This window comes from Clostridium homopropionicum DSM 5847 (assembly GCF_001263795.1).
Taxonomy (GTDB): Bacteria; Bacillota; Clostridia; order Clostridiales; family Clostridiaceae; genus Clostridium_H; species Clostridium_H homopropionicum.
This window is the reverse complement of the sequence record NZ_LHUR01000033.1, coordinates 36252-62521: the sequence shown is the minus strand read 5'-3', so window position 1 is coordinate 62521 and position 26270 is coordinate 36252. Positions and strand designations below refer to the sequence as shown.

The 26270-nt window shown below is 30.5% G+C and carries 27 protein-coding genes, 1 tRNA gene, 1 pseudogene and 1 riboswitch; of the genes and pseudogenes, 17 read left to right on the top strand and 12 right to left on the bottom strand.

What is annotated here, in order from left to right:
- From CLHOM_RS14145 to CLHOM_RS14135, 3 genes and pseudogenes are all read left to right on the top strand, one after another.
- A pseudogene (locus CLHOM_RS14145) lies at window positions 1-190 on the top strand (succinyl-CoA--3-ketoacid-CoA transferase); the annotation flags it as partial.
- A gap of 251 nt (window positions 191-441) precedes the next feature.
- Entirely contained in the window at window positions 442-2028 is a 1587-nt protein-coding gene (locus CLHOM_RS14140) for a DEAD/DEAH box helicase (RefSeq protein ID WP_052222338.1), read from the top strand.
- A 15-nt stretch (window positions 2029-2043) separates the two neighbouring features.
- Complete coding sequence (locus CLHOM_RS14135; RefSeq protein ID WP_052222337.1) at window positions 2044-2325, top strand: DUF503 domain-containing protein; 282 nt, start codon at window positions 2044-2046, stop codon at window positions 2323-2325.
- A 52-nt stretch (window positions 2326-2377) separates the two neighbouring features.
- On the opposite strand, the gene CLHOM_RS14130 is transcribed toward CLHOM_RS14135, so the two are convergent.
- Both CLHOM_RS14130 and CLHOM_RS14125 read right to left on the bottom strand, forming a co-directional pair.
- On the bottom strand, window positions 2378-3451 hold the full coding sequence (locus tag CLHOM_RS14130; protein WP_052222336.1) for an HD-GYP domain-containing protein: 1074 nt from the start codon (window positions 3449-3451) through the stop codon (window positions 2378-2380).
- 121 nt (window positions 3452-3572) lie between these two features.
- A complete protein-coding gene (locus tag CLHOM_RS14125; protein ID WP_052222335.1) occupies window positions 3573-4163 on the bottom strand; it encodes a GDSL-type esterase/lipase family protein in 591 nt (196 codons plus the stop codon).
- 111 nt (window positions 4164-4274) lie between these two features.
- A riboswitch (TPP riboswitch) is annotated at window positions 4275-4381 on the top strand.
- Between the two features lie 98 nt (window positions 4382-4479).
- Between CLHOM_RS14125 and CLHOM_RS14120 the strand changes: the two genes are divergently transcribed.
- The 5 genes from CLHOM_RS14120 (at window position 4480) to CLHOM_RS14100 (ending at window position 7572) form a co-directional block, all read left to right on the top strand.
- Entirely contained in the window at window positions 4480-4770 is a 291-nt protein-coding gene (locus tag CLHOM_RS14120; protein ID WP_052222334.1) for a thiamine-binding protein, read from the top strand.
- Window positions 4742-5506: an ABC transporter permease gene (locus CLHOM_RS14115; protein WP_052222333.1), complete on the top strand. Its 765-nt coding sequence runs from the start codon at window positions 4742-4744 to the stop codon at window positions 5504-5506. The genes CLHOM_RS14120 and CLHOM_RS14115 overlap by 29 nt, the downstream gene beginning before the upstream one ends.
- Before the next feature lie 17 nt (window positions 5507-5523).
- On the top strand, window positions 5524-6537 hold the full coding sequence (locus CLHOM_RS14110) for an ABC transporter substrate-binding protein (RefSeq protein WP_052222332.1): 1014 nt from the start codon (window positions 5524-5526) through the stop codon (window positions 6535-6537).
- Window positions 6518-7270 carry an ABC transporter ATP-binding protein gene (locus CLHOM_RS14105; RefSeq protein WP_052222331.1) on the top strand — a complete coding sequence of 251 codons (753 nt, stop codon included), beginning with the start codon at window positions 6518-6520 and terminating at the stop codon, window positions 7268-7270. Before CLHOM_RS14110 ends, CLHOM_RS14105 begins: the two co-directional genes overlap by 20 nt.
- Before the next feature lie 104 nt (window positions 7271-7374).
- Window positions 7375-7572 carry a hypothetical protein gene (locus CLHOM_RS14100; RefSeq protein WP_052222330.1) on the top strand — a complete coding sequence of 66 codons (198 nt, stop codon included), beginning with the start codon at window positions 7375-7377 and terminating at the stop codon, window positions 7570-7572.
- A 1-nt stretch (window position 7573) separates the two neighbouring features.
- Here the strand turns inward: CLHOM_RS14100 and CLHOM_RS14095 are convergent, their stop codons facing one another.
- Entirely contained in the window at window positions 7574-8185 is a 612-nt protein-coding gene (locus tag CLHOM_RS14095; RefSeq protein ID WP_052222329.1) for a DUF3298 and DUF4163 domain-containing protein, read from the bottom strand.
- Window positions 8186-8361: 176 nt separating this feature from the next.
- Here CLHOM_RS14095 and CLHOM_RS14090 point away from each other — a divergent pair, with 176 nt between their 5' ends.
- The 5 genes from CLHOM_RS14090 (at window position 8362) to CLHOM_RS14070 (ending at window position 14730) form a co-directional block, all read left to right on the top strand.
- On the top strand, window positions 8362-9849 hold the full coding sequence (locus CLHOM_RS14090; protein ID WP_052222328.1) for a spore germination protein: 1488 nt from the start codon (window positions 8362-8364) through the stop codon (window positions 9847-9849).
- 5 nt (window positions 9850-9854) lie between these two features.
- Window positions 9855-11003 carry a Ger(x)C family spore germination protein gene (locus CLHOM_RS14085; RefSeq protein ID WP_052222327.1) on the top strand — a complete coding sequence of 383 codons (1149 nt, stop codon included), beginning with the start codon at window positions 9855-9857 and terminating at the stop codon, window positions 11001-11003.
- Between the two features lie 11 nt (window positions 11004-11014).
- Complete coding sequence (locus CLHOM_RS14080) at window positions 11015-12097, top strand: GerAB/ArcD/ProY family transporter (RefSeq protein WP_052222326.1); 1083 nt, start codon at window positions 11015-11017, stop codon at window positions 12095-12097.
- 121 nt (window positions 12098-12218) lie between these two features.
- The gene (locus tag CLHOM_RS14075) at window positions 12219-14018 is read left to right on the top strand and encodes a heme NO-binding domain-containing protein (RefSeq protein WP_052222325.1); all 1800 of its coding nucleotides are present in this window, start codon (window positions 12219-12221) and stop codon (window positions 14016-14018) included.
- Window positions 14019-14064: 46 nt separating this feature from the next.
- Window positions 14065-14730: a phosphatase PAP2 family protein gene (locus CLHOM_RS14070; protein WP_052222324.1), complete on the top strand. Its 666-nt coding sequence runs from the start codon at window positions 14065-14067 to the stop codon at window positions 14728-14730.
- Between the two features lie 17 nt (window positions 14731-14747).
- Here CLHOM_RS14070 and CLHOM_RS14065 read toward each other — a convergent pair whose 3' ends face one another.
- Entirely contained in the window at window positions 14748-15632 is an 885-nt protein-coding gene (locus CLHOM_RS14065; protein WP_052222323.1) for a radical SAM protein, read from the bottom strand.
- A gap of 80 nt (window positions 15633-15712) precedes the next feature.
- Window positions 15713-16771, bottom strand: coding sequence for a YkvI family membrane protein (locus CLHOM_RS14060; RefSeq protein ID WP_423230641.1), 1059 nt, complete (start codon window positions 16769-16771; stop codon window positions 15713-15715).
- Between the two features lie 138 nt (window positions 16772-16909).
- On the opposite strand from CLHOM_RS14060, the gene CLHOM_RS14055 reads away from it, so the two are divergent.
- Both CLHOM_RS14055 and mnmL read left to right on the top strand, forming a co-directional pair.
- Window positions 16910-18022, top strand: a complete 1113-nt coding sequence (locus CLHOM_RS14055) for a hypothetical protein (protein ID WP_052222321.1) — start codon at window positions 16910-16912, stop codon at window positions 18020-18022.
- A 72-nt stretch (window positions 18023-18094) separates the two neighbouring features.
- A complete protein-coding gene (mnmL, locus tag CLHOM_RS14050; RefSeq protein WP_052222320.1) occupies window positions 18095-19042 on the top strand; it encodes a tRNA modification radical SAM protein MnmL/YtqA in 948 nt (315 codons plus the stop codon).
- Between the two features lie 14 nt (window positions 19043-19056).
- Here mnmL and CLHOM_RS14045 read toward each other — a convergent pair whose 3' ends face one another.
- From CLHOM_RS14045 to murC, 7 genes are all read right to left on the bottom strand, one after another.
- Complete coding sequence (locus CLHOM_RS14045) at window positions 19057-19713, bottom strand: HAD family hydrolase (RefSeq protein ID WP_052222319.1); 657 nt, start codon at window positions 19711-19713, stop codon at window positions 19057-19059.
- A gap of 36 nt (window positions 19714-19749) precedes the next feature.
- Window positions 19750-20274, bottom strand: a complete 525-nt coding sequence (locus CLHOM_RS14040; protein ID WP_052222318.1) for a phosphatase PAP2 family protein — start codon at window positions 20272-20274, stop codon at window positions 19750-19752.
- Window positions 20275-20400: 126 nt separating this feature from the next.
- The gene (locus tag CLHOM_RS14035) at window positions 20401-21747 is read right to left on the bottom strand and encodes a [Fe-Fe] hydrogenase large subunit C-terminal domain-containing protein (RefSeq protein ID WP_052222317.1); all 1347 of its coding nucleotides are present in this window, start codon (window positions 21745-21747) and stop codon (window positions 20401-20403) included.
- Between the two features lie 123 nt (window positions 21748-21870).
- A tRNA-Pro gene (locus CLHOM_RS14030) sits at window positions 21871-21946 on the bottom strand.
- Window positions 21947-21988: 42 nt separating this feature from the next.
- Window positions 21989-22591 (bottom strand): hypothetical protein, encoded by a 603-nt coding sequence (locus CLHOM_RS14025; RefSeq protein WP_052222316.1) that lies wholly within the window; start codon window positions 22589-22591, stop codon window positions 21989-21991.
- A gap of 186 nt (window positions 22592-22777) precedes the next feature.
- A complete protein-coding gene (locus tag CLHOM_RS14020; RefSeq protein ID WP_052222315.1) occupies window positions 22778-23089 on the bottom strand; it encodes a hypothetical protein in 312 nt (103 codons plus the stop codon).
- A gap of 276 nt (window positions 23090-23365) precedes the next feature.
- Window positions 23366-24745: a UDP-N-acetylmuramate--L-alanine ligase gene (gene murC / locus CLHOM_RS14015; RefSeq protein ID WP_052222314.1), complete on the bottom strand. Its 1380-nt coding sequence runs from the start codon at window positions 24743-24745 to the stop codon at window positions 23366-23368.
- 235 nt (window positions 24746-24980) lie between these two features.
- On the opposite strand from murC, the gene purR reads away from it, so the two are divergent.
- Window positions 24981-25799 (top strand): pur operon repressor, encoded by an 819-nt coding sequence (gene purR, locus CLHOM_RS14010; protein WP_052222313.1) that lies wholly within the window; start codon window positions 24981-24983, stop codon window positions 25797-25799.
- A gap of 88 nt (window positions 25800-25887) precedes the next feature.
- Window positions 25888-26184, top strand: coding sequence for a septation regulator SpoVG (gene spoVG, locus CLHOM_RS14005; protein ID WP_052222312.1), 297 nt, complete (start codon window positions 25888-25890; stop codon window positions 26182-26184).
- The last annotated feature ends 86 nt before the right edge of the window (window positions 26185-26270 follow it).

Here is a 26270-nt window from a genome sequence, read left to right as displayed (position 1 = left end):
AAAATGTAATTTACCCTTAACTGCGAAAGAACAAGTAAATCTAATTGTTACGGAAATGGGAGTAATGGAGGTAACAAAAGAGGGAATAGTCTTAAAAGAGATAAATCCTCAATATACCATAGAACAGATTCAAGCCTTGACGGAAGCGGAATTAATCATATCTCCTAATCTAACAGAACTAAATGTATAAACATTAAAGTTAAATATCTTATAAATAATACAATAACCAATGAGTTGACTTATTGGTTATTATATTATTTATGAATAAAAAAATATTTTTCATCTAAACCTTTCCATAAATATATTTCGTTGCATATTGGGAATAATACATATATAATAAATTAGTTAAGTTAAAATGATTATGATTGCTTAGTATTAAACATTTTCGGATAATTTTAGGAAAATTAACATAATCAAAATTAAAGTTGGAAGGAAGTAAATATGGGAAAGATTAAGTTTGAAGATTTACAAATATCAGAAGAGCTGAAAAAAGCTATTGCTGATATAGGCTTTGAAGAGCCATCACCGATTCAAGAAAAGGCAATTCCTTTTATATTAAATGGAAAGGATGTTATAGGGCAAGCACAAACAGGAACAGGTAAAACTGCTGCCTTTGGAATACCTGCATTAGAAATTGTAAATCCAATGCAAAATAATTTACAAGTAATGATATTATGTCCTACAAGAGAACTTGCGATCCAAGCCACTGAAGAGTTAAATAAGCTTGGTAAATATAAAGAAGGTATCAACATCCTTGCTGTTTATGGAGGCCAGCCAATAGACCGTCAAATTAAAGCTTTAAAAAGAGGAGTTCAGATCATTATAGGAACTCCAGGACGTATTATGGATCATATGAATAGAAAAACCATAAAGACTGAAAGCATTAAAATGATAGTTTTAGATGAAGCTGACGAAATGCTAGATATGGGCTTTAGAGAAGATATTGAAACTATTATAAAAGATATGCCTAAAGAAAAGCAAACAGTTTTATTTTCGGCTACTATGCCTAAACCTATTTTAGATTTAAGCAAGCAGTATCAGAAAAATGCTGAATTTATAAAGGTTGTTCATAAGCAATTAACAGTTCCAAGTATAGAGCAAAGATACCTAGAAGTAAAAGAGAGCTCAAAGATAGAAGTTTTATCTAGACTTGTTGATATACGCAGCCCAAAACTATCAGTAGTATTCTGTAATACTAAGAAGAGAGTTGATGAAGTTGTAGCTCAGCTCCAATCAAGAGGATATTTTGCTGAAGGACTACATGGAGACATGAAGCAACAACAAAGAGATCGTGTCATGAGTAAATTTAGGAATGGAACAGTAGAAATTTTAGTTGCAACAGACGTTGCTGCAAGAGGAATTGACGTAGATGATGTAGAAATTGTATTTAATTATGATTTACCACAGGATGAAGAGTATTACGTTCATAGAATAGGAAGAACTGGAAGAGCAGGAAGATCAGGAGTAGCGTATACTTTTGTTGCTGGAAAGGCAATACGTAAATTAAAGGATATAGAGCAATATGCAAAAATTAAAATAAAAAGAGAAGAAGTCCCTACAGCAAGTGATGTAGAAGAATATAAAATGAATGTTTTCCTTGATAAGGTTAAGGACACTATTGAGCAAGGACTTTTAGGAAATTACATTGATCATATTGAGAAGTTACTTGATGAGGATTTTGCGCTTATAGATATTGCAGCTGCTCTATTAAAGATGAGCATGGGAGAAGAGAAAAGAGAAGAAATTGCTGACGAATTTGATGAAATAGGTGATACTGGTGCAGAGCAAGGAATGGTTAGACTATTTATAAATGCTGGTAGAGCCCAAAATATACAAGCAAGAGATGTAATTGGAGCAATTGCAGGAGAGACAGGAATACAAGGAAAATTAATTGGAAAAATTGACATATACGAAAAGTTTACTTTTGTTGAAGTTCCAAAGGAAAGTGCTCGAATAGTATTAGATATTATGAAAAATAATACTATTAAAGGCAAGAAAATAAATATAGAACCTGCCAATGCAAAATAATAAGAGGTGCTTGAAATGATCATAGGAACTGCTAAGGTATATCTTTATGCAGATTGGGTTCATTCCTTAAAAGAAAAGAGAATGATTGTAAAAAGCATAATTGACAAAACAAAGCACAGGTTTAATGTTTCTATTGCAGAAGTGGAAAATCAAGATTACCATAAATCTATTGTAATAGGAATAGCTTGTGTTACTAATAGTTCTAGATTAGCCAATGATATTATTCAAAATGTTGTAAATTATATTGAAGGTAATACAGAGGCATTAGTAGAAAATGTCTATACAGAAATACTATAAAATAAACAAGGATATATAATTCTAACGAATATATATCCTTTTAAATGTCTATTTAAATAGAATTTGTTGTACCTAAAATGAATACAGTAGTCTCTTGAGATAAATCCATTTCTATAGGAGTCTCTAATTTTTCACCTTTTTCATCGAAGATTAGGTTTATAATAGGCCTTAGAGGAAAAGCTTTATTTTGTTTTAATACTATTCCACAGGCTCCTGTATTCAACTTAACAATGCTTCCAGAAGGGTAAGCAGCAACATTTTTTATGAATGTATTAACTAAAGCTTTATCAAATAGAGTATCGCTCATAGCAACAAGATACTCTAAAGCCTCATAAACCTCCATTTTAGTGCTTCCGCTAAAATCAGAAGTAAGGTTATCAAAAGTATTACATATAGATACTAATTTTACTGTTTCATGCAGCTTATCATCAGTAAGCCCAAGAGGGAAGCCGGATCCATCGCAATTTTCGTGATGCATAAGAATTATAGCTTTAGATATATAGCTTATGTCAAACCTGTCATTCATGATTTCATAGCCATCTAGAGGATGGGTCTTAATAATTTCTAAATCATCTGCAGTTAAAGTGCCTTCTCTATTTTTATCTATTATGTCTTGCGGGGTTATAAGCTTGCCAAGATCATGAAGAAGTGAACCTACAGCCAGCTCCTTTAGATGATCTTCCGTATACCCAAGGTTTACGCCCATTATTATAGATAAGGCACAAACGCTTACAGAATGTTCATATAAGTGCATGTCCTTTGACTTAATATCACAAATATTTATCATAACTTCTTCTCTAGATAAAATAGAATCAACCAGAGAATCTACTTTCTTAAGGATTTCGTTTAAGGATGAACTTTGCTTATTGATGAACTTTGTAAAGCCTTTCTTGATAGTCTGTTTAGTTTCATTTCGAAGCTCTTCAGATATGTAGTCCTCCATTTCGACTCCTTTTGAAAGTTCGTCATCTATGTATACGGATAATATGCCCATTTGCCCTAATCTCATCTTAAATCCAGGCTTTAAGGTAGTACCAGCGGCTAACATCAGTCTTCCAGATATATCATAAATTGGTTTTCCTAATACTTCATTACCTGTTATTTGTGAAATACTTATTTTTCTCATAGCTGCTAATTCTCCTCACATATAGTAAAGTAGGTCTCAGTTTGTTAGTTTTAGCAAATAACCTATATACATAATGATAACATACAATTAAAATAATAAAAATATGTAGTTTTTAAAATTATCATGTAAAAATTTTATTTTTATTCATAAAGTCAATAGCTATTTTTGCCATAGCTTCATGACCGGTATTATTCATATGTACACCATCTATATAGTAATTTCTAAACTCCTTGTGTAATAATAGGTTATTAAATTCATGGAAAAAATCAATGAAATTAAAATTGAGTTCTGATGAGTTATTTATAATCCATTCTCTCAATGCTTTAATTTTAGCATTTACTTTATTATAATCAACATTATCAATCCACATTATTTCTGCCATAGCTTCAATGGTAGGAGGCTGAATACCAAGTATTACTTTTAATGAGATATTATTTACATCTTGAATCATCTGCTTAAAATTATTCTGAACATTTTCAAGTGAGTATCCCATTAAGAAATCGTTAGTACCTCCCATTATAAAAACTATATCAGCATGCTCCTCCAGCAGCTCTTCAGATAATCTTAAATTCATTCCAGCGGTAGTATCTCCAAGTGCACCTTTATTTGATATTTCAATATTAAGTTTTTTACTTAAAATATTAGTCCATTTATATTTTTCTTCTACTCTATATCCATAAGTTAAGCTATCGCCAATAAGTAATAGTTTCATTAAAAAACCTCCTATAAAATAATTAAATATATTTTACCACTATTTAAATTTACAATAAAATAATTGACACATAATATTTTATTAAGTAACATATAAGTAAATTAAAAATAAATTATGTTTCGGGGGAGCCAATGCTTTGGCTGAGAGGAAATAATTGAGTTTCGACCCTTAGAACCTGAACGGATAATGCCGGCGTAGGGAGAGTAATATCTAAAAACTTATTTACACTCTTTATATATTATTTTGTATATGTGCCCTCTATCCTTTTAGGATAGAGGGCTTTAATTATTATTAAATAATTTAGGAGGTATAAATTATGCCAAATGTAAATGTAAGTCTTCAAGTGCTTCCAGTAGTAGAGGAAGAGAGAATTTATCCTGTGGTAGACAAGGTTATTGAATATATTGATTCTTGTGGAGTAAAATATCAGGTTGGACCTATGGAAACTACAATGGAAGGAGATTTAGATATCCTTCTAGATATAGTAAAAAAGGCTCAGGAAATATGTATTGAACAGGGAGCAGCAAGAGTTGCATCTGTTGTAAAGATAGATTATAAACTTGAAGGTGTGACAATGGATGAAAAAGTATATAAATATAAGAAATAGCTTTTTACCTGTGTTATTTCAAATAATAATACTTTTCTTATGGCAATTTACAATAGATAAAGGAATTATAGAGAGATTTATATTGCCTTCTCCTACAGATGTGATAGATGCTTTATTTAAAATACTTCCAGCTATAAAAGGACATATATTTGTAACCTTAAAAGAAGCAATTTTGGGATTTGTCATGTCCATAATTATTGCATTAGTTTTGGCTATTTTAATGGATAATATTAAGCTAATAAGAAAAAGCCTATATCCAATACTAATTGTTTCTCAAACCATACCAACAGTTGTACTAGCTCCATTATTTGGAATGTGGTTTGGATTTGGTCTAACACCAAAAATCATTGTAGTAATATTGATATGTTTTTTCCCTATTGTTATAAGTCTTATGGATGGATTAGATTCTGTAGATAAGGATATGATCAATCTTTTGAAATTAATGGGAGCAAGTAAAATCCAAATATTTAAGCTGGTAAAGCTTCCAGCAGCAATGGTGAATTTTTTCTCTGGTCTTAGGATTGCAGCTACTTATAGTATTATGGGAGCTGTTATTGGAGAGTGGGTTGGAGGAGATGCAGGTCTGGGATTTTATATGATGAGAGTTAAAAAATCCTTTGCTATTGATAAAGTATTTGCAGTCACAATAATAATTATCTTATTGAGCATGTTATTATTCGGGGTACTATATTTTATTGAAAGATTGCTTACCCCATGGAATGAAAAAGAAAAATAATTTAGGAGGAATGGACTATGAAGAAAAAGATTATTGCATTAGCTGCCATAGCGATATTGTCCTTAGGAATAATTGCTGGATGTAGTAAAAAGGCAGAAGATAACAAGGCTGCTAAAGAGCCAAAAGAGCTGCAAAAGGTTACAGTTGTATTAGATTGGGTGCCTAATACTAATCACACTGGATTATATGTTGCAAAGGCTAAAGGCTTTTTCAAGGAAGAAGGACTAGATGTAGATATAATACAGCCTTCACAGGAGGGAGCAGCAGCTCTTATAGCAGCTAAAAAGGCTCAATTTGGAATAAGCTATCAAGAAGAGGTTACTTATGCAAAGACCGCAGAAAAGCCACTTCCTATTAAGGCTATAGCTGCCATAATTCAACATAATACCTCTGGATTTGCTTCTCCAAAGGATAAAGATATAGCAACTCCAAAGGATTTTGAAGGTAAAGTATATGGAGGTTGGGGATCTCCTTCAGAAGAAGCTATACTTAACGCTTTAATGCAAAATGCAGGAGCAGACTTTAAGAAACTTAAGATGGTAGATGCTGGTTCAGATGACTTTTTTACTGTAACTAAAAAGAACATAGATTTTGAATGGATTTTCTATGGTTGGACTGGAATAGAAGCAGAATTAAAAGGCTTCCCAATTAATTATATTGAATTAAGAAAACTAGATAAAAGAATGGATTACTATACTCCTTTAATAATAGCTAACGAAGAGGTTTTAAAGGATAATTCAGAGCTTGTTAAAAAGTTCTTAAAGGCGACTACTAAGGGATATGAATATTCAATTGATAATCCAGAAGAAAGTGCCAATATACTTGTAAAAGCTGTACCAGAAATAGATGCAAAGCTTGCTGTGGCAAGCCAGAAGTACTTAGCTAAAGAATACAAGGCTGATGTCAAAAGATGGGGAGAAATGAAAGAGGAAGTTTGGAATAACTATACTCAATTCCTATTTGAAAAGAAGCTTATTCCTAAAAACATGGATGCAAAAGAGGCTTTCACAAATGAGTATCTACCAGAGTAATGAAAAGATACGAGTGGAGAATTTAAAAAAGAGCTTCGGAGAAATTTCTGTTATAGATAATATTAGCTTTTATGCAAAAGAGAATGAGTTTGTAAGCATTTTAGGACCCAGCGGCAGTGGGAAAAGCACTATATTTAATATGATTTCTGGTCTTCTAAAGGCTGATCAGGGTAAAATACTAATTGATGGAGAAGATTTTACTGGAAGGCTTGGAAGAGTAAGCTATATGCATCAAAAGGACTTATTGTTTCCATGGAAAAAAATAATTGACAATGTAGCTATTTCTCTTGTTGTAAAGGGAGAAAAAGAACATGTGGCAAGAGAGAAGGTTAAGGATTATTTTAAAGCCTTTGGACTTGAAGGATTTGAAAATAAATATCCCTACCAGTTATCAGGTGGTATGAAGCAAAGAGCTGCTTTACTTAGAACCTATATGTTTTCAAAAGATATAATGCTGCTAGATGAACCCTTTGGGGCTTTGGATGCTATTACAAGAAGCAAAATGCATTTTTGGCTTTTAGAGATGGTAAAAGAATTAAAATCTACAGTATTATTCATAACACATGATATTGAGGAAGCAATTTTCTTATCTGATAGAATATATGTATTATCTGATAAGCCTGCTAGTATAAAGGAAGAGATAATAGTAGATCTTAAAAATAGGGAAGATAAGACAATGGTAGCTTCCCCTGAGTTCAATAATATAAAAAAAAGGATACTGAATATAATTTAACTGTTTTAAGCCAAAAGCTTAAAACAGTTTTTTATTTAGACATAAATTCTTTAATTTTGAAGATACTAAATTAAAGAAGCAAAATTAAGAAAGAGGAGATATCAGTGATATTAATAATTATATATTTAATAGCTGGGATTTCTCAAATAGTTATTTTGTATAAGAAAAATTTAGCCAAAGAAATGATTGTAAGTATAGTATTTACTATTATGTTAATTGCAATAAGTGTAGGCATATATATTGAGATAATACCAAGAAATATTGCAATCATTCTCTACAGAAGTATTTCTAAAAAACTTTAACCTAAAGATGTATCATTTTCCCTAAAGGGCTTTGCTGATCAATTATATCTTCAATTTCATAAACAGATATAGGGAAGCTAGGAAATCCAAAGGCATAAGAGGTAAGTTCATATAGTTGAAAATATAAAACTAAAGCTTTGTCCGCTATATAAAAATCTTGGTTAGATTTTATTCCAATAAAACTTCCAAGGACAAATATGTTTCTATCTTTAATTTGCTTTCTAACTATATCAGATAGAATTCTTTGATAATTAGAGTTAGGCTTAAACAAATCCTTAAGTTGATACATGGTGCCAGTATTTATATCATAGGTAAGTCCCTGCATTACAGTTAAGCCGTGTGCTCCACCAGAATAAGCATCATTAATTAAGTTTATGCTTAAAACCGCTCTCTCATTAGTTTTAACTTCGTAAGAACCCCACATGGTGGTGTTAGGATTTTGAAAGTATCCCTGCTCTTTTATCATTTTATCAACTGATTTCATGATATCATCATTTATCATTTGTTGAACTTGAATGTTTCCCAGTCTTACAATCTTAGGGTAGTCTATATACAAATTAGGTCTAGTAATGTGAATTGTATCAATATCTACAGGTAATTGTATACCAAACATATAAGGCACTCCTTCTAGTTTTCTATACTTACATCTTATTCAATAATAAAAATAGGGTTAATTTAAATTGATAAATATTATAAATTAATTAAAATTTCAATGAATTCTAATATTTATATAATTGGTTTATTGTATGGAAATTATAGTATTACTATAAGGATTAAGAGGATATTGTAATGGAAGAATTAGTAGTAAGTGAAAGCCTAAAAGAAAATATTAAAATAATTAAAAAGATATTTAGTAACAATGATTCAATAGTATATAGGGAATTAAAAAGTAAGAATGCAAGATCAAGTTATTGTCTCATTTATATAGACGGAATGGTAAACAATAATATTGTTAATGAAAATATTATTAAACCCATTATGGGCATTTCTTTAAAGCCAAGTGAAATAGATATAAGGTACATTGACTATATAAGTTTAAATATAATTGAAATAAATAATGTTCAAAAGAGCAAATCAATTACTGAAGTTGCAGAGTCAATTAATAGGGGTAAATCTATCTTATTTGTAGAGGGTAGTGAAGAAGCGTTAATTTTAGAGACAACAGATATAAAGGAAAGACAGATTACTGAACCACCCTCAGAAAGTGTAGTAAGAGGACCCAGAGTAGGATTTACAGAAGCAATTAATACAAATATTACTCTATTAACTAAGCTAATTAATAATACAGATTTGAAATTTCAGTATATTACAATTGGAAATGCTACGAAAACCAAGATTTGCATTTCATATATAGAAGGCATTGCCCATAATGAGGTAGTTAATGAAGTAATACAAAGGATAAATAATATTAATATAGATGGAATTTTAGAATCCTATTATATAGAAGAGCTGATACAAGATAACGCCCTATCAATCTTCAAAACTGTTGGAAGCACAGAAAGACCGGATGTTGTTGCATCTAAACTTTTGGAAGGAAGAGTGGCAATTATTTGCGATAATTCTTCTTTTGTATTAACAGTGCCATTTTTGTTTATAGAATATTTTCAGGTTAATGAAGATTATTATCATGGATATATGTTTTCTAGCTTTAACAGGATACTAAGGGCAATGTGCTTTTGGCTTACAATAAGTGTTCCGGCACTATATATAGGTATAGTAAATTTTCATCATGAAATTTTACCAACAAATTTGTATATTAGTATAGCACAGGCAAGGGCAGGAGTTCCTATACCAACCGTGATTGAAGCAGTAGTAATGTTAGTTACTTTTGAAATATTGAGAGAAGCTGGAGCGAGACTACCTAAGCAGATTGGGCAGGCGGTAAGTATAGTTGGAGCATTGGTATTAGGAGAGTCTGCTGTAAATGCTAGGCTTGTAAGTGCTCCTATGGTAATAATAACAGCTATAACTGGTATTTCAGGATTTACTATCCCAAATTTAATTACAACATCAATTATACTTAGAGTTTTGTTGATATGCTTATCTACTACATTAGGTCTATTTGGATATAGCTTTGGATTAATCGCAATTTCTTTCTATTTAGTTTCTATGAATTCTTTTGGAATAAATTATATGGAATATACTAGTTTAATTGATAGACACAATTTTCAAGACTCTATAATAAGAAAACCTTGGCCATATATGGATAAAAAACCTCAGTTATTAGCTAAAGATGCTATTAGACTAAGATTTAAAAATAGGAGAAAGGGTAAGTAAAAATTATGTGGAAAAAAGCATTGAGTGCCTTTCTTATAATCATTAATTTAATAGTAATGACAGGATGTTGGGGGTATAAGGAAATCAATGAATTGCCCATTGTGTTAGGTGCTGCTATTGATAAGATTAGTAAAGATGAGTATTTACTTACAATAGAAGTATTGAGAACATCTGAAATTTCAGGTCAAACTGCAGAAACAAAAACTACTATATTACAAATGACAGGTAAAACTGTATTTGAGCCTGTGAGAAAATTTATAGTGAAAAATGGTAGATTTCTTTATTGGGCAAATATGAAAGTTTTAATAATAGATAAAAAGATTGCAGAAGATGAAGGAATAATTTCTGTCCTTGATTTTCTTTATAGGGATATAGAAGCTAGGTCAGAAGGAAGGGTAATAATAGCTGAGGATAAAGCGGCAGATATATTTAAAGAGAACAAAACAAAAGGTGAAGCAATTTCAATGCACATACTAGAGACCATGGATAACGTTAAAAGACTATCGAAAATATATCCTGTGAAAATGTATGAAGTAATCGATACTGTGGCACTTAAAGGCAAGAATCTTGTATTACCTATACTATCTTCCAAGGATATTTATACAGAAACTCCAAATTTGAGCTTAAAGAGTGCTGTATTTAAGAAAAATAAGATGATAGGTACTATTATAGATGAAGAGGTTAGAAGCTACAGATTGTTAATAAATGAAGAAGATGGAGGCCTTAGAATAGAAAATGTTGTCTTTGGAGATGAAAATTCAAAGGTAACCTATGAGATAGAAGGAAGTAAGACAAAAATAGAACCTTTGTATAAAGATGGAAAATTTATTATGGAGATAGATATTACAACAGATGCAATTATTGCTGAGGTTATGAATTACAAATTAGACTTCATGAGGAAGGATGTTCAAGAATACATGAAAGAACAGCTAGAAAATACAATAAAGGATAATTGTACAGAATTTTTGTCAAAAATTCAAAAAGATTTCGATAGTGATGTTTTAGGCTTTGGGGAATTAGTAAAGAATAAGTACCCTAAGGTATGGAAAGAAAGTGAAAGCAATTGGGACAATATATTTCCAAATATAACTACAATTATAAATGTAAAAGTAAACCTTAAAGGAAGTGCACTTTACTCTAAAATTATTGAATAAAGGTGAGATTAATGAATAATAAAATTACTGATAAACAGGCTTTAACAATAGTGATTTTATTTACTATTGGTACTTCTATATCAAATACTCCTGGGCGTATTGCTAAAGAAAATGCATGGATATCTATAATACTAGCATTTATTATATTTATTCCAATAGCATTAATGTATTCTAGAATATTAGAAAAATTTCCAGGGAAAAATGCTTTCGAAATCTGTGATATAGTATTTGGTAAATTTTTTGGTAAAGTATTCAATATTATATTTACATTTCATTTTTTTGTAACTGTAGCAGCCTTACTAAGAAATTTAGGTGATTTCATATATGGAGTAGGACCTCAAGAAACACCTATGGAAGTTAATATGATTTTCTTAGGACTGCTAGGTATTTTGGGATTGTATGGTGGAATAAACATTTTAGGAAGATGGTCCATTATAATGTTTCCAATAATATTATTTATACTTTTAATCCCTTTTCCTTTTCTTATTCCACAAATGAAAATAGATAGAATATTACCAGTAATGTATAACGGAATGTCACCTGTAATCAAGGGTGCATTAAGTACCTTATCTTTTCCCATAACTCAAAGTTTTGTATTCTCAATGGTATTTGAAAATATACAAGATGCTAAAAGCTTTAAAAATATAATACTAAAAGGAGTTCTCATAGGAATGTTAGTATTGCTTATAGTAGTATTTTGTATTTTACTTATAATAGGTGGAGAAACCTATTTGAATTCTTATCTTACCACTTTTGTAACCTTAAGAAGGCTCACTATTGGAAAACTTTTTGAGAGGGTAGAGATAATTATATTACAAACTTTTGTATATACAATATTTTTAAAGTTCTCAATAATGTTTATTGCCACAATGAAAGGCATAGGCTATATTTTCAATTTAAAAAATTATAAAGCTATTTCATTAATAATAATTTTTTTAGCTGCTAGTGTAGGATATATTTTATATTCTAATTCAATGGAGGGAATAGAATTTATAATAAATGTTTGGCCACCATATGCATTAACCTTTCAGGTAGTTCTTCCTTTTATCCTATGGATTATATCTGAAATAAAAATAAAATCTTCTTTAGGTTAAATATATATAAAATTTACAATAGAGAGATTAACAAAAACCTAATAATAAGATATAATATTAGTTAAGATGTAATTCGTAGAATTAATTGAAAAATTGCCCATTTGTCTAAGGAGGGGTTAACATGAAAGGAACTGTTGTAGCTACATGGATGAAAACATGCAGGAAGATTTATGATGATGATGTAGTTAATAATGCCATGAGTTCAGTTGGTTGGAAGATAGAAAGATTGTTTTCACCTGCAGAAAACGTTGATGATGATGAAGTTAGAGAAGTAATTGGATACATTGCAAAAGAAAAAGGAATAGAAATAAAAGAGTTATGGAAACTTATAGGCAAAGATAATATAGTATCCTTTTTTGGTGATTTCCCTGCTTTTTTTGAACATGATAATCTATATTCATTTTTCAAGTCTCTTTTTGATATCCATGTGGAAATGGTTAAGAAATTTCCAGGAGCAAAACCACCTATTGTTGATATTAAACCAATAGCAAATAGAAAGGCTATTTTTACATACAATTCTAAAAGGGAAATGTTTGATTACTGCTTAGGTTTAATTGAAGGTAGTGCGGAGTTTTTTAAAGAGAAGTTGATTATTAAAGAATTATCTAAATCGGAAGGTACTTTAAAGCTAGAATTTACTTTTGAAAATGATATATTTTATAAGAAGACATATACATTTAATAAGGCTATTTCCCTAGGCTTTATTAGAAGTATACCAGCTAAGGTAGGAGTTTTTACTGCAATAATTTCTGCAGTAGTAAATATTTTTACCCTAGGAGCTTCCGATATTCCTAAGATTGCTATAGTTTCTTTAGTTCCAGGTCTTGTGGCAGCATTCATTATATCTATGATTTTAAGACCAAAGAGGCTTATAGAAGAGGAAATAAATAAAATAAATAAAAATGACTATACAGAAGAAGGACAAATTGTTACAGGAGACTTTTTCGAAGAGTTGTACGAGCTCTTAAAAGAACACAGAAAAGTTGTTAGGACAGATTTTGTAGGCTTTAAGGGTGTTACTGATGAAATGAATACCTTCGTAAAAAATATTAACATTATTTCTGATTCTATGAAAAGAACCTCAGAGGAAATATCAGGGGTTGTTGAGCAAGTGGCAAATGGTGCAGTAAGTCAAGCTGAAAATACACAGAATGCTGCATCTATTTTAAATGGAAACATAGAAACCTTAAAAGAAATTGTTAATAGCGAAAATTCTAATAAAGAAGAACTTGAAACTGCATTAGATAAGATTAATAACAGTTACTCTAATGTAGAAAGTACTAGTAAGAATATTATGGACAGCCTTCAGAAGTTCCAAGAAGTTAAAGATAAAGGAATTGAATTAGAGGAAAAGGCTAATAATATTACAAGCATTGTTTCCATTGTATCTCAAATTTCAGAACAAACAAATCTCTTAGCTTTAAATGCTTCTATTGAGGCAGCTCGCGCTGGTGAGGCAGGAAGAGGATTTTCAGTAGTAGCTGAAGAGGTAAGAAAGCTTGCAGAGCAGACTCAAGGAGCTGTTGAAGAGATTAATTCAAATCTAGCTGAGTTCGTTAATGAGATAAATATTTTAGTTGATAAGATAGGAATTCAGTATGAGGTTTTAGAAGGGGAAACAACCAATTTAGAAAAGGTTAGAGATATTAGTTTAGATGCAACTAAGTCTGTTCAAATAGTTGCCGCTTCTATGATTAAAACTATTAATGAACTTGATAAAGAGGCAGATTCTATTGCAAGTATATATGAGAACATTGAATCCTTATCTGCTATTGCAGAAGAAAATTCAGCTTCCTCTGAAGAAGTTAGTGCTAATGTCTCTAATTACACAAATGAAATTAAGAATTTAATTGATAATATTTACGAATTTAAAAAGCTTACTGAGGAATTTAAAGTACAGCTTTCTAAATATAAGATATAGAATTTCTATCAGTTTTATTGAGCACGCAGACATTAGGGGGATATTTATGAAAGTAATAGAAGAACAAAGGAAATTATGTACTAGAGAGTTTTGTTTTAGAGTTTCCTTTGCTTTTATAATACCAATGATAAGTATATTATACCCAATACTTAATAGATATAGAGGCATTGTATATGTCCAAAAGCTGCCTATTGATAATATAATACCATTTTTAAAAGTATTTATATTACCATATGTATCTTGGTATCCGTATGTAGCTATTTTTTTAATAGTACTTTGCCTTGTTGATAAGGACAACTACTTTAAGCTAGTTGGAGGCTTATGTATAGGTATGTTAACTTGCTACTTGATTTATTTCTTCTATCCTACATATGTGCAAAGACCTTCAGTAGAGGATAAAGATATATTTGATAAGATAGTTTTATGGGTTTATGAAAGGGATAATCCCTTTAATTGCTGGCCAAGTATACATGTGTTAAATGCATATTTAGTAGCATTGTATACAAGCATTTCTGATAAATTAAGTTCATTTATTAAGAGTATTAGCATTACTATATCAACGCTAATTATTTTATCAACAATGTTTGTTAAGCAGCATTACCTATCTGATGTAATAGCAGGACTTCTTTTAGGTACTATTGTATATTTAGCTATAGAGATATTTGTTAAATTAAAAGTTAATAATAGAATGGAAAACACCTTAACGGATTAATCTGTTAAGGTGTTTATTTATCTTAAATTAAAATCAGGTATAAAGCTTTCTGATGCAGTACCTTCTTCTTGAATAAAGACATTGTGCATTCCAATATCTATACAATAATCAATTAATGCTTTATAGTGTTTTTGATTTAAGATTTTACTGATTTCTGGATAATTATTTACTTTATGAGAAGGAGTAAATTGATTCATTAAGCTCATATATATGGATTCTCCAAAGCTGCTGTGCAAATAATCTACTATTTTTTTGGAGTCAAAAAGAAGGCTAGGAATCATAAGGTGCCTTACTATTAGTCCACTTTTCATTAATCCATTTTCATCAAAGCGTGGATGCCCAACCTGAGAAAACATTTCTTTGATCGCTTTTGAAGCCACACTAAAATAATTTGGTGCACTAGAATATTTTATTGCGTATTTATCATTAAAATATTTAAGATCAGGCAAATAAATATCTATATAATCGGCTAAAGATCTAATTGTTTCTATATTTTCATAGCTGTTTGTGTTATAAACTATTGGAAGTTTAAGCCCTTTTGATTTTGAAAGTTTTAGAGCTTCAATTATCTGTGGTACATAATGAGTAGGAGTAACCAAATTAATGTTGTGGGCACCCTTAGCTTGTTGTTCCAGAAATATATCACTTAGCTCTTCAACTGATATTTCTTCACCAATTCCAGAGCTGCTTATTAGATGATTTTGGCAGAAGACACATTTCAAATTGCAGTTAGAGAAGAATACTGTTCCAGAACCATTTGTGCCAGATATACAAGGTTCTTCCCAATGGTGAAGAGAAAATTTTGCTACTTTAACCTTAGCATTAGAATTGCAAAATCCAAGAACTCCGCTGCTTCTATTGACATTGCAATTTCTTGGACACAAAGTACAACCTTCTAACATCCTGTTCACATCCTTAAAAGTATTCAATTATTAATTTAAACACTAAAAAGAATGCTGTCAACCTATATTTTGTAACATTATTATTTATAAACTCTTTCTTTAAATCTAAATATAATACATTGTACCATAAATATTAAGCTAATAACGCCAAAGGCAGGATATACGTATCTAATGAGATTAGCAAAACCAAGTCTTGAAATAGGGATAGTAATCATCATAAGAATTATAGCACATTTTTTATAAGGTATTTTTGTTACACTTTCTAGGGTTCTACTTAGACTATAAATGTCGGAAACTTGAGTTGAAAACATTTCTAGCCACATAATTGCTAGAAGCATAATTTGAATAGCGATTCCAAATCTATTAGCTACATAAAGTAAAGGGATATCATACTTATATATATTTGGAACGTTAAGCAGCAACATAAAATTTATCATTATTGCTAGAAATGTAAGTACAAGGGCACCTATTAATATACCAGTTTTAAGAGATCTTTTATTATTTATTTCTTTACTTAATGGAACTAAAACTCCACTGCAGGACAGAATATTAAACCCTCCATATAATAAACAGGAAATAACCCAATTAGCATTACTAGCAGGAATAGCCTTAACATAAGAAACGCTTATTATCTCCCTAGAAAGGCTTGAAAATAGAACAAATATAGTCGTAACTATTAGTATCATGCATGGTACAATTATTGAATTTATCTCTATAAGACCTTCAGTATTTCGGAGAAGAACAAAAAGGGAAATAGAACACATAATAATAGTCCCAAACCAGGTAGATATGTGGAAATATTGATTTAATAAGGCACCACTACCAGCTAATATTATAGAGGCACTGCTAATCCAAAAGAAGCAGGTAATTATATCAATAACTTGCCCTAAAAAACCTGGACTAACTAGTTTAACGTACTGATTGTATGATGACAAATTATATTTTAGACTAATATGTACAACATTAAAGCCCATAAGTATATATATTCCCATGCATATCAAAATTCCTATAAAACTTTTATAACCATATCTAGTAAAAAAAAGTGTTATTTCCTCTCCAGAAGCTAAACCAGCCCCAACAATGGTGCCAATAAAAACGGCAGAAATCTGAAAAGTGAGATTTAAGGTTTTCCTCAAAATAATACCTCCGTAATATTGATAATAAAATTCTTTTTATAAATATATAAAAAATAATAAAAATAATGATTATATAAATTAAATTTTTATTTTGTGGGAAAATAACATTAAAGTATATTGCAAAGATAGGTGATGCTGTTCATGAGAAAGTATAAATTTTTTTTGCCAGCCATACTTTTAATTATAATGCTTACTGCATGCACACAAAAAAAAGCTGAAAATGTTAGAGAAAAAGACAGATTTGATATAAAAGTAGCTAATAATGTGGTAGAAAAATACCTTAAGTATGTTTCAGAAGAGAATTTTACAGAAGCTTCTAAGCTTTTAACTGAAAAACTTAAAAAAAGTACCAATGAAGTAAAGGCAAATGATTTAAAAATTAAGGGCTTTAGGGTAGAAGAAATGGGTGAAAGCGGAGGCAAGGGGAACTTTACTGTAAGGGTCATAAAAATAAATGCGTCAAAGCCAGAAACACAGTTATTGGATTATAAGTTTAAAGTTTTAAAAGACGGAATAGATTATAAAATAAATGAAATAAAACCAGCAAACAATAAAGAATCATTTAGAGAGTCTAACCAACTTAGACTAAGAAAAGAAAAAGAGGTAGAAACTTTTTTAATTACTGACTTTGACGGACTTCCTAAGTATGCTTACTCTAAGGATGATAGTGCTAACATGAAAAGCCAGTTAATTCCTAAAACAAACTATGGTATGATGACTTTAAATTATTCAGGGGACACAATAGCCTTAACTACTACAGGTGATGGCGTTTTTCTTGGAATTTTATCCTTTGATGATACTATGAAAACTCAAGGATCCCAAGGAGGAATGAAAGGCGGAGGTGGAGCTGGAGGCGGAGCAGAAGGTTCCGACCAAGGTGCAGGTGCAGGGAATGCAGGAACTAAAGGAAATAGAGAAAAGCCCATAGGAAAAGAAATGACAATATGCGATATTATACAGAATGGGAATATAGAGAATTTAATGTTTTCTAAGGATGAAAAGTTGCTTGCGGCTCAATATACAAAGGGAAATGCAAGGTGTATTCGTGTTTACACTATAGGAAGTGGTGAACTTATAAATGTAAAATTTGAGGAAGAATATCCTCTAAATAAAGTTGATGTAGTATTCGATAGATTCGAAAAGGAAAAAATGATATATAAGGTAGTTCCTAAAAGTGATCAAGATAAAAATAATGAGTTTGTAGGTCAATGGGAAATGAGTACAAAGAATTTTAAAATAAAAAAGGCAGAGTAATTTTTAAATAATATGTTCATAGTGTATAATAACTATGGACATATTATTTTATAAATTTTTAAGGAGCCATAGATTATGAAAAAATGGGGAGACAAGAGGTATAACAGCTTAAATTATTTTTTAAGAGAGAAATTCGGGGAAAAGGTTTTTAAAATTTCTCTTGATGCAGGTTTCTCTTGTCCAAATCGTGATGGAACTATAAGTAAAGGTGGATGCATTTACTGTAGTGAAAGAGGTTCAGGGGATTTTGCCGGAAATAGAAATTTTTCTATTGATAAACAATTTAAAGAAATACAAGAAGTTATGAGTAAGAAGTGGAAAAAAGGTAAGTACATAGCCTATTTTCAAGCATACACAAATACTTATGCAAGTATTAGAAAATTGAGAGAAAAGTATCAGGAGGCAGTAAGTAAAGAAGGGGTAGTTGCCTTGGCAATTGCTACTAGACCGGATTGCTTAAGTGATGAAGTTATAGAACTAATTAAAGAATATAATGACAGGCTTTACACATGGGTAGAATTAGGATTACAAACAGTAAATGAGGATACTGCAAAATATATAAATAGAGGATATAAACTTTCAGTATTTGAAGATGCTTTAGAAAGGCTTAGAAGTAGAAATATTGATGTTGTTGCGCATACTATTTTTGGCTTGCCAGGTGAGTCACATAAGGAAATGCTAGACACTATTAGATATTTAGCTACTAAGGACATTCAAGGTGTTAAAATGCACTTATTACATTTACTTAAAGGAACACCTTTAGTTAAAGTATATAACCAAGGGAAATTAACTTTTCTAGAAAAAGAAGAATATATAGATTTGATTTGTGAGGCTATAGCATTGCTTCCACCTAGAGTAGTAATTCATAGATTAACTGGGGATGCTCCAAGAGATTTAATAATTGGTCCTATGTGGAGCCTTAAAAAATGGGAGATTTTAAATGCTATAGAAGAAAAGCTAGAGAAGGATGATCTTTACCAAGGAAAGCTATATAGAGCAAATGGGTTTACTTCAAAGTAAACCCATTTTATATATTATATAGCATTTTGCATTAACTCTGAATATTCATAGATATACCTATCTGCAACCTTAGAGATATCTGGCATCTGGTTAATAGATGCAGTATCATGAATTCCTATTACCTTCATACCAGCAGACTTAGCTCCAATAACTGCTGGTAGAATATCTTCAAATACTATGCATTCTTCAGGAGCTACACCTAGCTTTTGGGCAGTAAGAAGATAAACATCAGGAAATTGCTTTCCACGAGTTACCTCATCGGTTCTAGTTATAGTATCAAAATAATCATATATTCCTGTTTGAGTTAAAGCCGCTTCAAGTAATAGTTGACAGTTACTAGTAGCTAGTCCGATTTTAATACCTAAGGACTTAAGAAAAGTTAAATATCTTTTTACTCCAGGTTTTAGCTTTACGTTATGCTTATATTCATTATAAGCCATTTGATTCCACTCATTTACTATTTCTTCAATACTTTCATGTAAGTTAAATCTATCTTTAAAATACACGGCTGTTTCATCAAAGCTTAAATGTTCTATCTCAGATTTTATATTTGTAGGACATTCTATATTTCTCTTACCTAAAAAATCTATATTGATTTTTATCCATACCCACATAGAGTCGATTAAGGTTCCATCCATATCAAAAATAGCACCTTTAATATTATCTAGCATTAAATCACCTTCTTGCATGTAAATTGTAATATTCTATTAGACAGCATAAAAAACTATAGTAGATACAATAGTACCTAAAAGCACTCCCCCAAGAACATCTGTAGGATAATGGACCCCTAAATATATTCTAGAAATACCAACTAAAGAGGCTGTAATAAGGGATAATATCATTAAGCTTGGGAAAATAAAGGATACTGTAGTGGCTATAGAAAAAGCAGCAGTTGTATGACCAGATGGAAAGGAATATTCGTCTATGCCGATTTTTTTTATTTTAAGATTACTCATTTTTATAAAAGGTCTAATTCTATTAACAGAAGTTTTTATAAGTTTAGAAACGAGGGTTGTAATTAATAAGGTGGATGAAGTCTTTATTCCGAGAATACGAATATTCTCGTTTGAACTTAGTAAGGTTGTTAGACAGAATATTATACAAAATGCCAAAGAACCAAGATAAGTTACAGGGATCATAACAAAATCCAAGGTTTTACAATTCATTGAATTATTTAGTGCTTTTAATAAAACTCTATCTTGGCGTTGTATTTTCTCAAATAAAGTATTCAAACTAGACCCCCCTCAAAATTACTACTTCAATTTTAACATAATTAATTAATGTATTACAAATATATATTAATTTTAGAGTATAATTTTTAACACTTTGTTTAGAGGGGGTTAATATTTATGTATTTTTTAAAATTCTCTATTGAATATTTTAGTTTTTTCTTTATTGTTAAAATCATCTGTTGAATCTAGAGATAATTTTTTTAGTATATTTTCCATCCATTCATTGTTTAGTGATATAGATACTTCCGAATCATCAGCGAATCTATCTAATATCTCTCTTCCTTTTTCTTTTGGAATTATAGCCTTAGGACCGCCTACGCATCCACCAACGCAGCCCATTCCTTCAATGAAGTTCGCGTCCAATTGACGATCCTTTGTTTTAGTAAGGATTTCACGACATTCTTTTACTCCATTTCCTTGAATGACCTTTACTAGTTTAGCCTTTTCTGGGAAAAGATTTTTAATAGCTTCGTGTATAGCAATAGAGACGCCACCTGTACGACCGTATAGTCTTCCTTCTCTAGAAGCATATTCTGTAGCTAAGTCATTTTCTAAAAGAGATGGATCGATGTCGAAAACATCAAAAATGTCTTTTAGTTCCTGAAAAGTTAGTACATAATCTATTATACCAACTAAGTCTTTTTCCTTTGCCTCAGATTTTTTAGCAATGCAAGGACCTATAAATACAACCTTGCAATCTGGATTAAGTTCTTTAAGTATTTTCCCAGCTGCTATCATAGGAGATATAGAAGGAGAAACATGAGGAAGAAGTTCTTCAAACTGTTTCTTTAGCATAGCAATCCACATAGGACAACAGCAGGAGGTTATCATAAAATCGTTTGTTTTATTAACTAGATGATCAAATTCCACTGCTTCTTTTATGGTAAGCATATCAGCAAAGAAAGCAACTTCAACCATATCGGTAAAGCCAAGTTGCTTAAAGGCAGCTCTAAGTTGGTCTATAGTTACATTTTCGCCAAATTGTCCGATTATGGATGGGGCAACTGCTGCAATTACTATGCTCTCCTTATTTAAAATATCTATTAAAGGAATAAATTCTACTCTATCTAAAATACTTCCTGTAGGGCAGCCATCTACACAAAACCCACAATCAGTACACTTATCTAAGGAAATATAACTTGAATTCGTATTTTGATCTATTAATATTGCATCAAAAGGGCAAGATTTTTGGCAGATAGTTTTTCCTTCTTCATCTAAGCAATCCATTGAACAATTCCTAATTTTATGCACAATTTTATGAGTTAATTCATAATTTCTTATAGCTTTTTTAAGATTTTCTAAAAAGTTGTCATCATAATTTACAGTAACACCGCAAAGTAAGGAAATGGTTTTTCCTAAACTATCTTTATCGATACTTTCATCATTCATGATGCTTAATATTGTTTCGTCAAAGTTATTGTTATAATATGATCTAACTAAAGACTTGAATAATTTGCCGTATTTTGGATTCATGTTGAAAACCTCCTTTTATTTAGAGTATTCGTACTTACTAAATGGAAGATATATTTATATTAAACAATATAGATGATAAATATGTAAAGGAAAATAAAAAAGGAATTGCATTACACAATTCCTTGGTCGGGGTAGCAGGGCTCGAACCCGCGGCCTCATGGTCCCAAACCACGCGCGCTACCATCTGCGCTATACCCCGTAAACATTAACATTATATACTCCCTAAGAATAAAAGTCAATATTATTTACTGTTATTAATGGTGTAACTGGTAATACCATTATTGTCACTCCAGTTGAAATAAGTCTTTTTTGTTTTGCTTATGTATAATGCATAGGTTATTCCGTTGGATCCATCCTTAGTAGCTTTAATTTCAAGTTTTCCTTTAGTTGGAATAGAGAAGGTTTTAGGTGAATTTTTAAGTTGAAAAGAATTTGAAACTGGTTGTCCGTTAAACGAAATTTGTATACTATCTCCATCTTCTTCAGCGTAGTCCCACAAGGCAATTTCCATAGTAGTATCCGTTGTACTAAGAGATATTTCGTAGTCTTTTTTAGGAATTGCTTGATCTTTTGAAAGCATAATTTGACCTGGAGATATACTTTTAACAGGACTAATAACTACTGCAGAAAGACCAGTTTTAGGAGTTAATATTAAAATAAGTATGTTACAGCTTATATTAATAAACCAAGTTATAGCAAAGAGGATGCATAGCTTGGCAATTATTTTTTCAATAAAGTGAACTTTGAAGATTTTAGCTACTAAGAATAATATTATGCAGGCTGCCGTACCAATTACGCTCATACCCAGTAATATGTTGGCAAGAATGATTACAATATCAAGCATCGATGGCTCTCCTCACCTCAAAATGTAAAAACCTAGTAAAAAATGTTGTTATAAGTAAAAAAATAATATAACAAAGAAATAATTGCTAATTTACTTATAGGTAATACAATTATATACCATAATTCTTAATTATGGTATATAATTTTAAATCTAAATTTTAATATATTCAAATAAAATTATTAATTTTTATTGCTTGCTCTTATCTCCCTCACCTCTTGTGGGAACTAAAGATATAATAAATCCAATGAATATTGATACGAGTGAAGGAGCTATAATATTTATATATACTATATAACGGGTCTTCGTAAGTACCAAGGCACATATGCCAGTTATCAGAACTGTAATAATAAAAATAGAAATAATAAATTTTGACATGGAGTGCAGATATTTTTCATATATCCTATGCCTAGTTGGACCACTTATTACAGCTCTAAAGGTGAAATATGAAATAAAAATGAGGACAATATCTATTACTGCAGAAATTAGAAAATTTTTCATCAACTAACACCCTCTCTAGAAAAAATGTTAGTTCTATTTTTCCCATATATTTATTTTTTAGACCTCTCTTTGGTGAAATTGTATGGATTAAGTTTAGAATATAAGAATTTTACGACGTAAAATTCTTAGTGACCAGTAACCAATTCCCAGTAACCAGTTTTATTAATTCTACTGGCAACTGGTTACTGGTTACTCAAGAAAAATGCGTCGCATTTTTCTTAAATTAAATAACAAAAAAAGCAGCCAGCATCTTAATGAAACTAACTGCTTAGTATGTTAAATTTTATTTTCTAAGTACATTTCTCCTACTTTATAAACATCCCCAGCACCTATAGTAATTAGTAAATCTCCATCTTTTAGATTATCCTGTAGATACTTTGTTATAGCTTCAAAACTGTGGAGGTTTTTGCAATCTACTCCCTTTTCTCTTAATTTGTTTCCAAGGTCATCAGAGCTTACAATGCCGGAATCTTTTTCTCTTGCTGCATAAATATCTGCAAGGATGAGAGTGTCTGCATCAAAAAATGCTTCGGAAAATTCATCAAATAAAGTAATAGTTCTAGAATAAGTGTGCGGCTGGAATACACAAAATATTCTATTATGTGAGAATTTTTTAGCTGCACTTAAGGCCGCCTTTATTTCAGTAGGATGATGAGCATAATCATCTACCACAGTTACTCCGTTTAACTTACCTTTAAGCTCAAAGCGTCTGTGAGTTCCATGAAAGCTTAAAAGACCTTCTTCAATAAAAGATTTTTCTATATTTAAAGCTAAAGCTGCGCTAATGCTTGCTAAAGCATTTAAGATATTGTGCTCTCCTGGAACATTAAGAGAAATATTTAATATTTTATTTTCCTTATAATAAACATCGAAACTCCCGCATCCATTATTAAAGGTTATGTTTTTAGCTCTAACATCTCCACTTTTAATTCCAAAGGTAATTACATTACAAGAAGATGCTTCTGCAACCTTCAAACATCTTGTATCATCACTATTAGTAATTAAGTATCCTTCTTTTGGTATTAAACTAGCAAACTTTTCAAAGGCTTCTTGTATTTCATAAATATCTTTGTAAAAATCCAAGTGATCTGCTTCTATGTTTAAAATAATACCTACAAAAGGATAAAATTTTAGAAAAGAAGCTTTATACTCACAAGCCTCAGTAATGAAATACTGGCTATTTCCAACCCTTACGTTACCATTTATAATATCTAAGTTTCCACCAACTAATATGGTTGGATCTAAATTAGCACAAAGTGTTATATGTGAGAACATAGAAGTGGTTGTTGTTTTACCATGAGTGCCTGAAACAGCAACATTATAGTTATGCCCTTTCATTATGCTGCCTAAAAATTCTGCCCTGTCCATTATAGGTATGTTAAGATTTTTTGCTTTTATAAGCTCAGGGTTGTCTTCAGGAATTGCAGCTGTGTAAACTAGAAGATCTACATTATTAATATTATCTTCTTTATGACCTATGTATATTTCTGCCCCCATTTGCTTTAGATGGTTTGTTAAAGGCGATTCATCTCTATCAGATCCAGAAACACTATAGTCGTTGTTAAGTAGTATTTCTGCAAGACCACTCATACTAACTCCACCGATTCCAACAAAATGTACTTTTTTATCTCTATCTTTCATATAATCAAATGTCAAGTTATTCATCTCCTTAAAAGCTTGATAAAAATACTTCTATTTAATCATTATATACAACTTTTAAGAAATGCAACACACATATGGAATAAATAATTAAATTATTTTTGTTCACAATATAATTAAATAACAGATTAGTGAAATTTAATGTTGATAATATCATATAATTAGACTAAAATAGTGAATAATAAAACGATTTCCTTAGTAAAAATTCGTAAAAAAGTAGTAGGAGTGTAATATGCAAAAATTTAATAGAAATCAAAGAATTACAGCAATTACAAAAATCTTAATCGAAAATCCCAATAAAGTAATTAACTTAAATAAATTTACAGAATTATTTAATGCTGCAAAATCTACCATAAGTGAAGATATTGTAGTAGTAAGAGAAACATTACATAGATTATCCATGGGCAATATAGAAACAATTTCTGGAGCGGCTGGTGGAATAAAATATATCTGTGGAACTTCAGAGGAAAATACAAACAAGTTTGCAGAAGAATTGTGCATAATTTTACAGGATAAGCAAAGAATAGTACCGGGTGAATTTATGTATATAAGTGACATAATGTTTAATCCACAAATTGTTCAAAAGGCAGCAGTTGTTTTAGCATCAAAATTTATTAAAGAGCAAATCGATTATGTAGTTACTATAGAGACAAAGGGTATACCATTAGCGTATGAAGTTGCTAAAATGCTAGGTGTCAATCTAGTAATAGTTAGAAGAGATAGCAAGGTTACAGAAGGACCAACTGTGTCAATAAACTACATTTCAGGCTCTAGTAGAAGAATTCAAACCATGTCTCTTTCAAAAAAATCAATTAATAAAGGAAGCAAGTGTATATTTATTGATGACTTTATGAAAGCTGGAGGAACTGCTCTTGGGATAATTAACTTGCTAAAAGAATTTGAAAGTGAACTTATTGGAATAGGTGTTCTTATAGACAATATCAATACCAGTAAAAAACTTGTGCATGAATATTTTTCTATTATAAAATTTAGTGGTATAGATGAAAATGATAATCCGATACTGCAACCAGATAAAATTCTTAAAAAATAAAATTTTCTAAAAATTTTCAAGTTAAAAGAAGGAAAAAGATAAATTATGGAGAATACTATATGTAAAGCATCATTGGAGGTGGAATTCAATGCAAATTACAGATGTTAGAATTAGAAAAATTTCTGCTGAAGGAAAAATGAAAGCGATTGTATCAGTAACTTTTGATAATGAATTTGTAGTTCATGATATTAAAGTTATTGAAGGACAAAATGGTCTTTTCATAGCTATGCCTAGTAGAAAAACTCCTACGGGAGAATTTAAAGATATAGCGCATCCAATAAATACTGATACAAGACAAAAAATCCAACAATCTATTCTAGATGAGTATGAAAAAGTAAAAAATAGTGATTCAGATAACGAAGAAATAGCAATTGAAGCTGAGTAATAAAAAGGAGTAAACACTCCTTTTATTACTTTTTTGTATTTTATGGCGGGTTTATTGAAAAAATGGATCGAAACTTTATTATATTA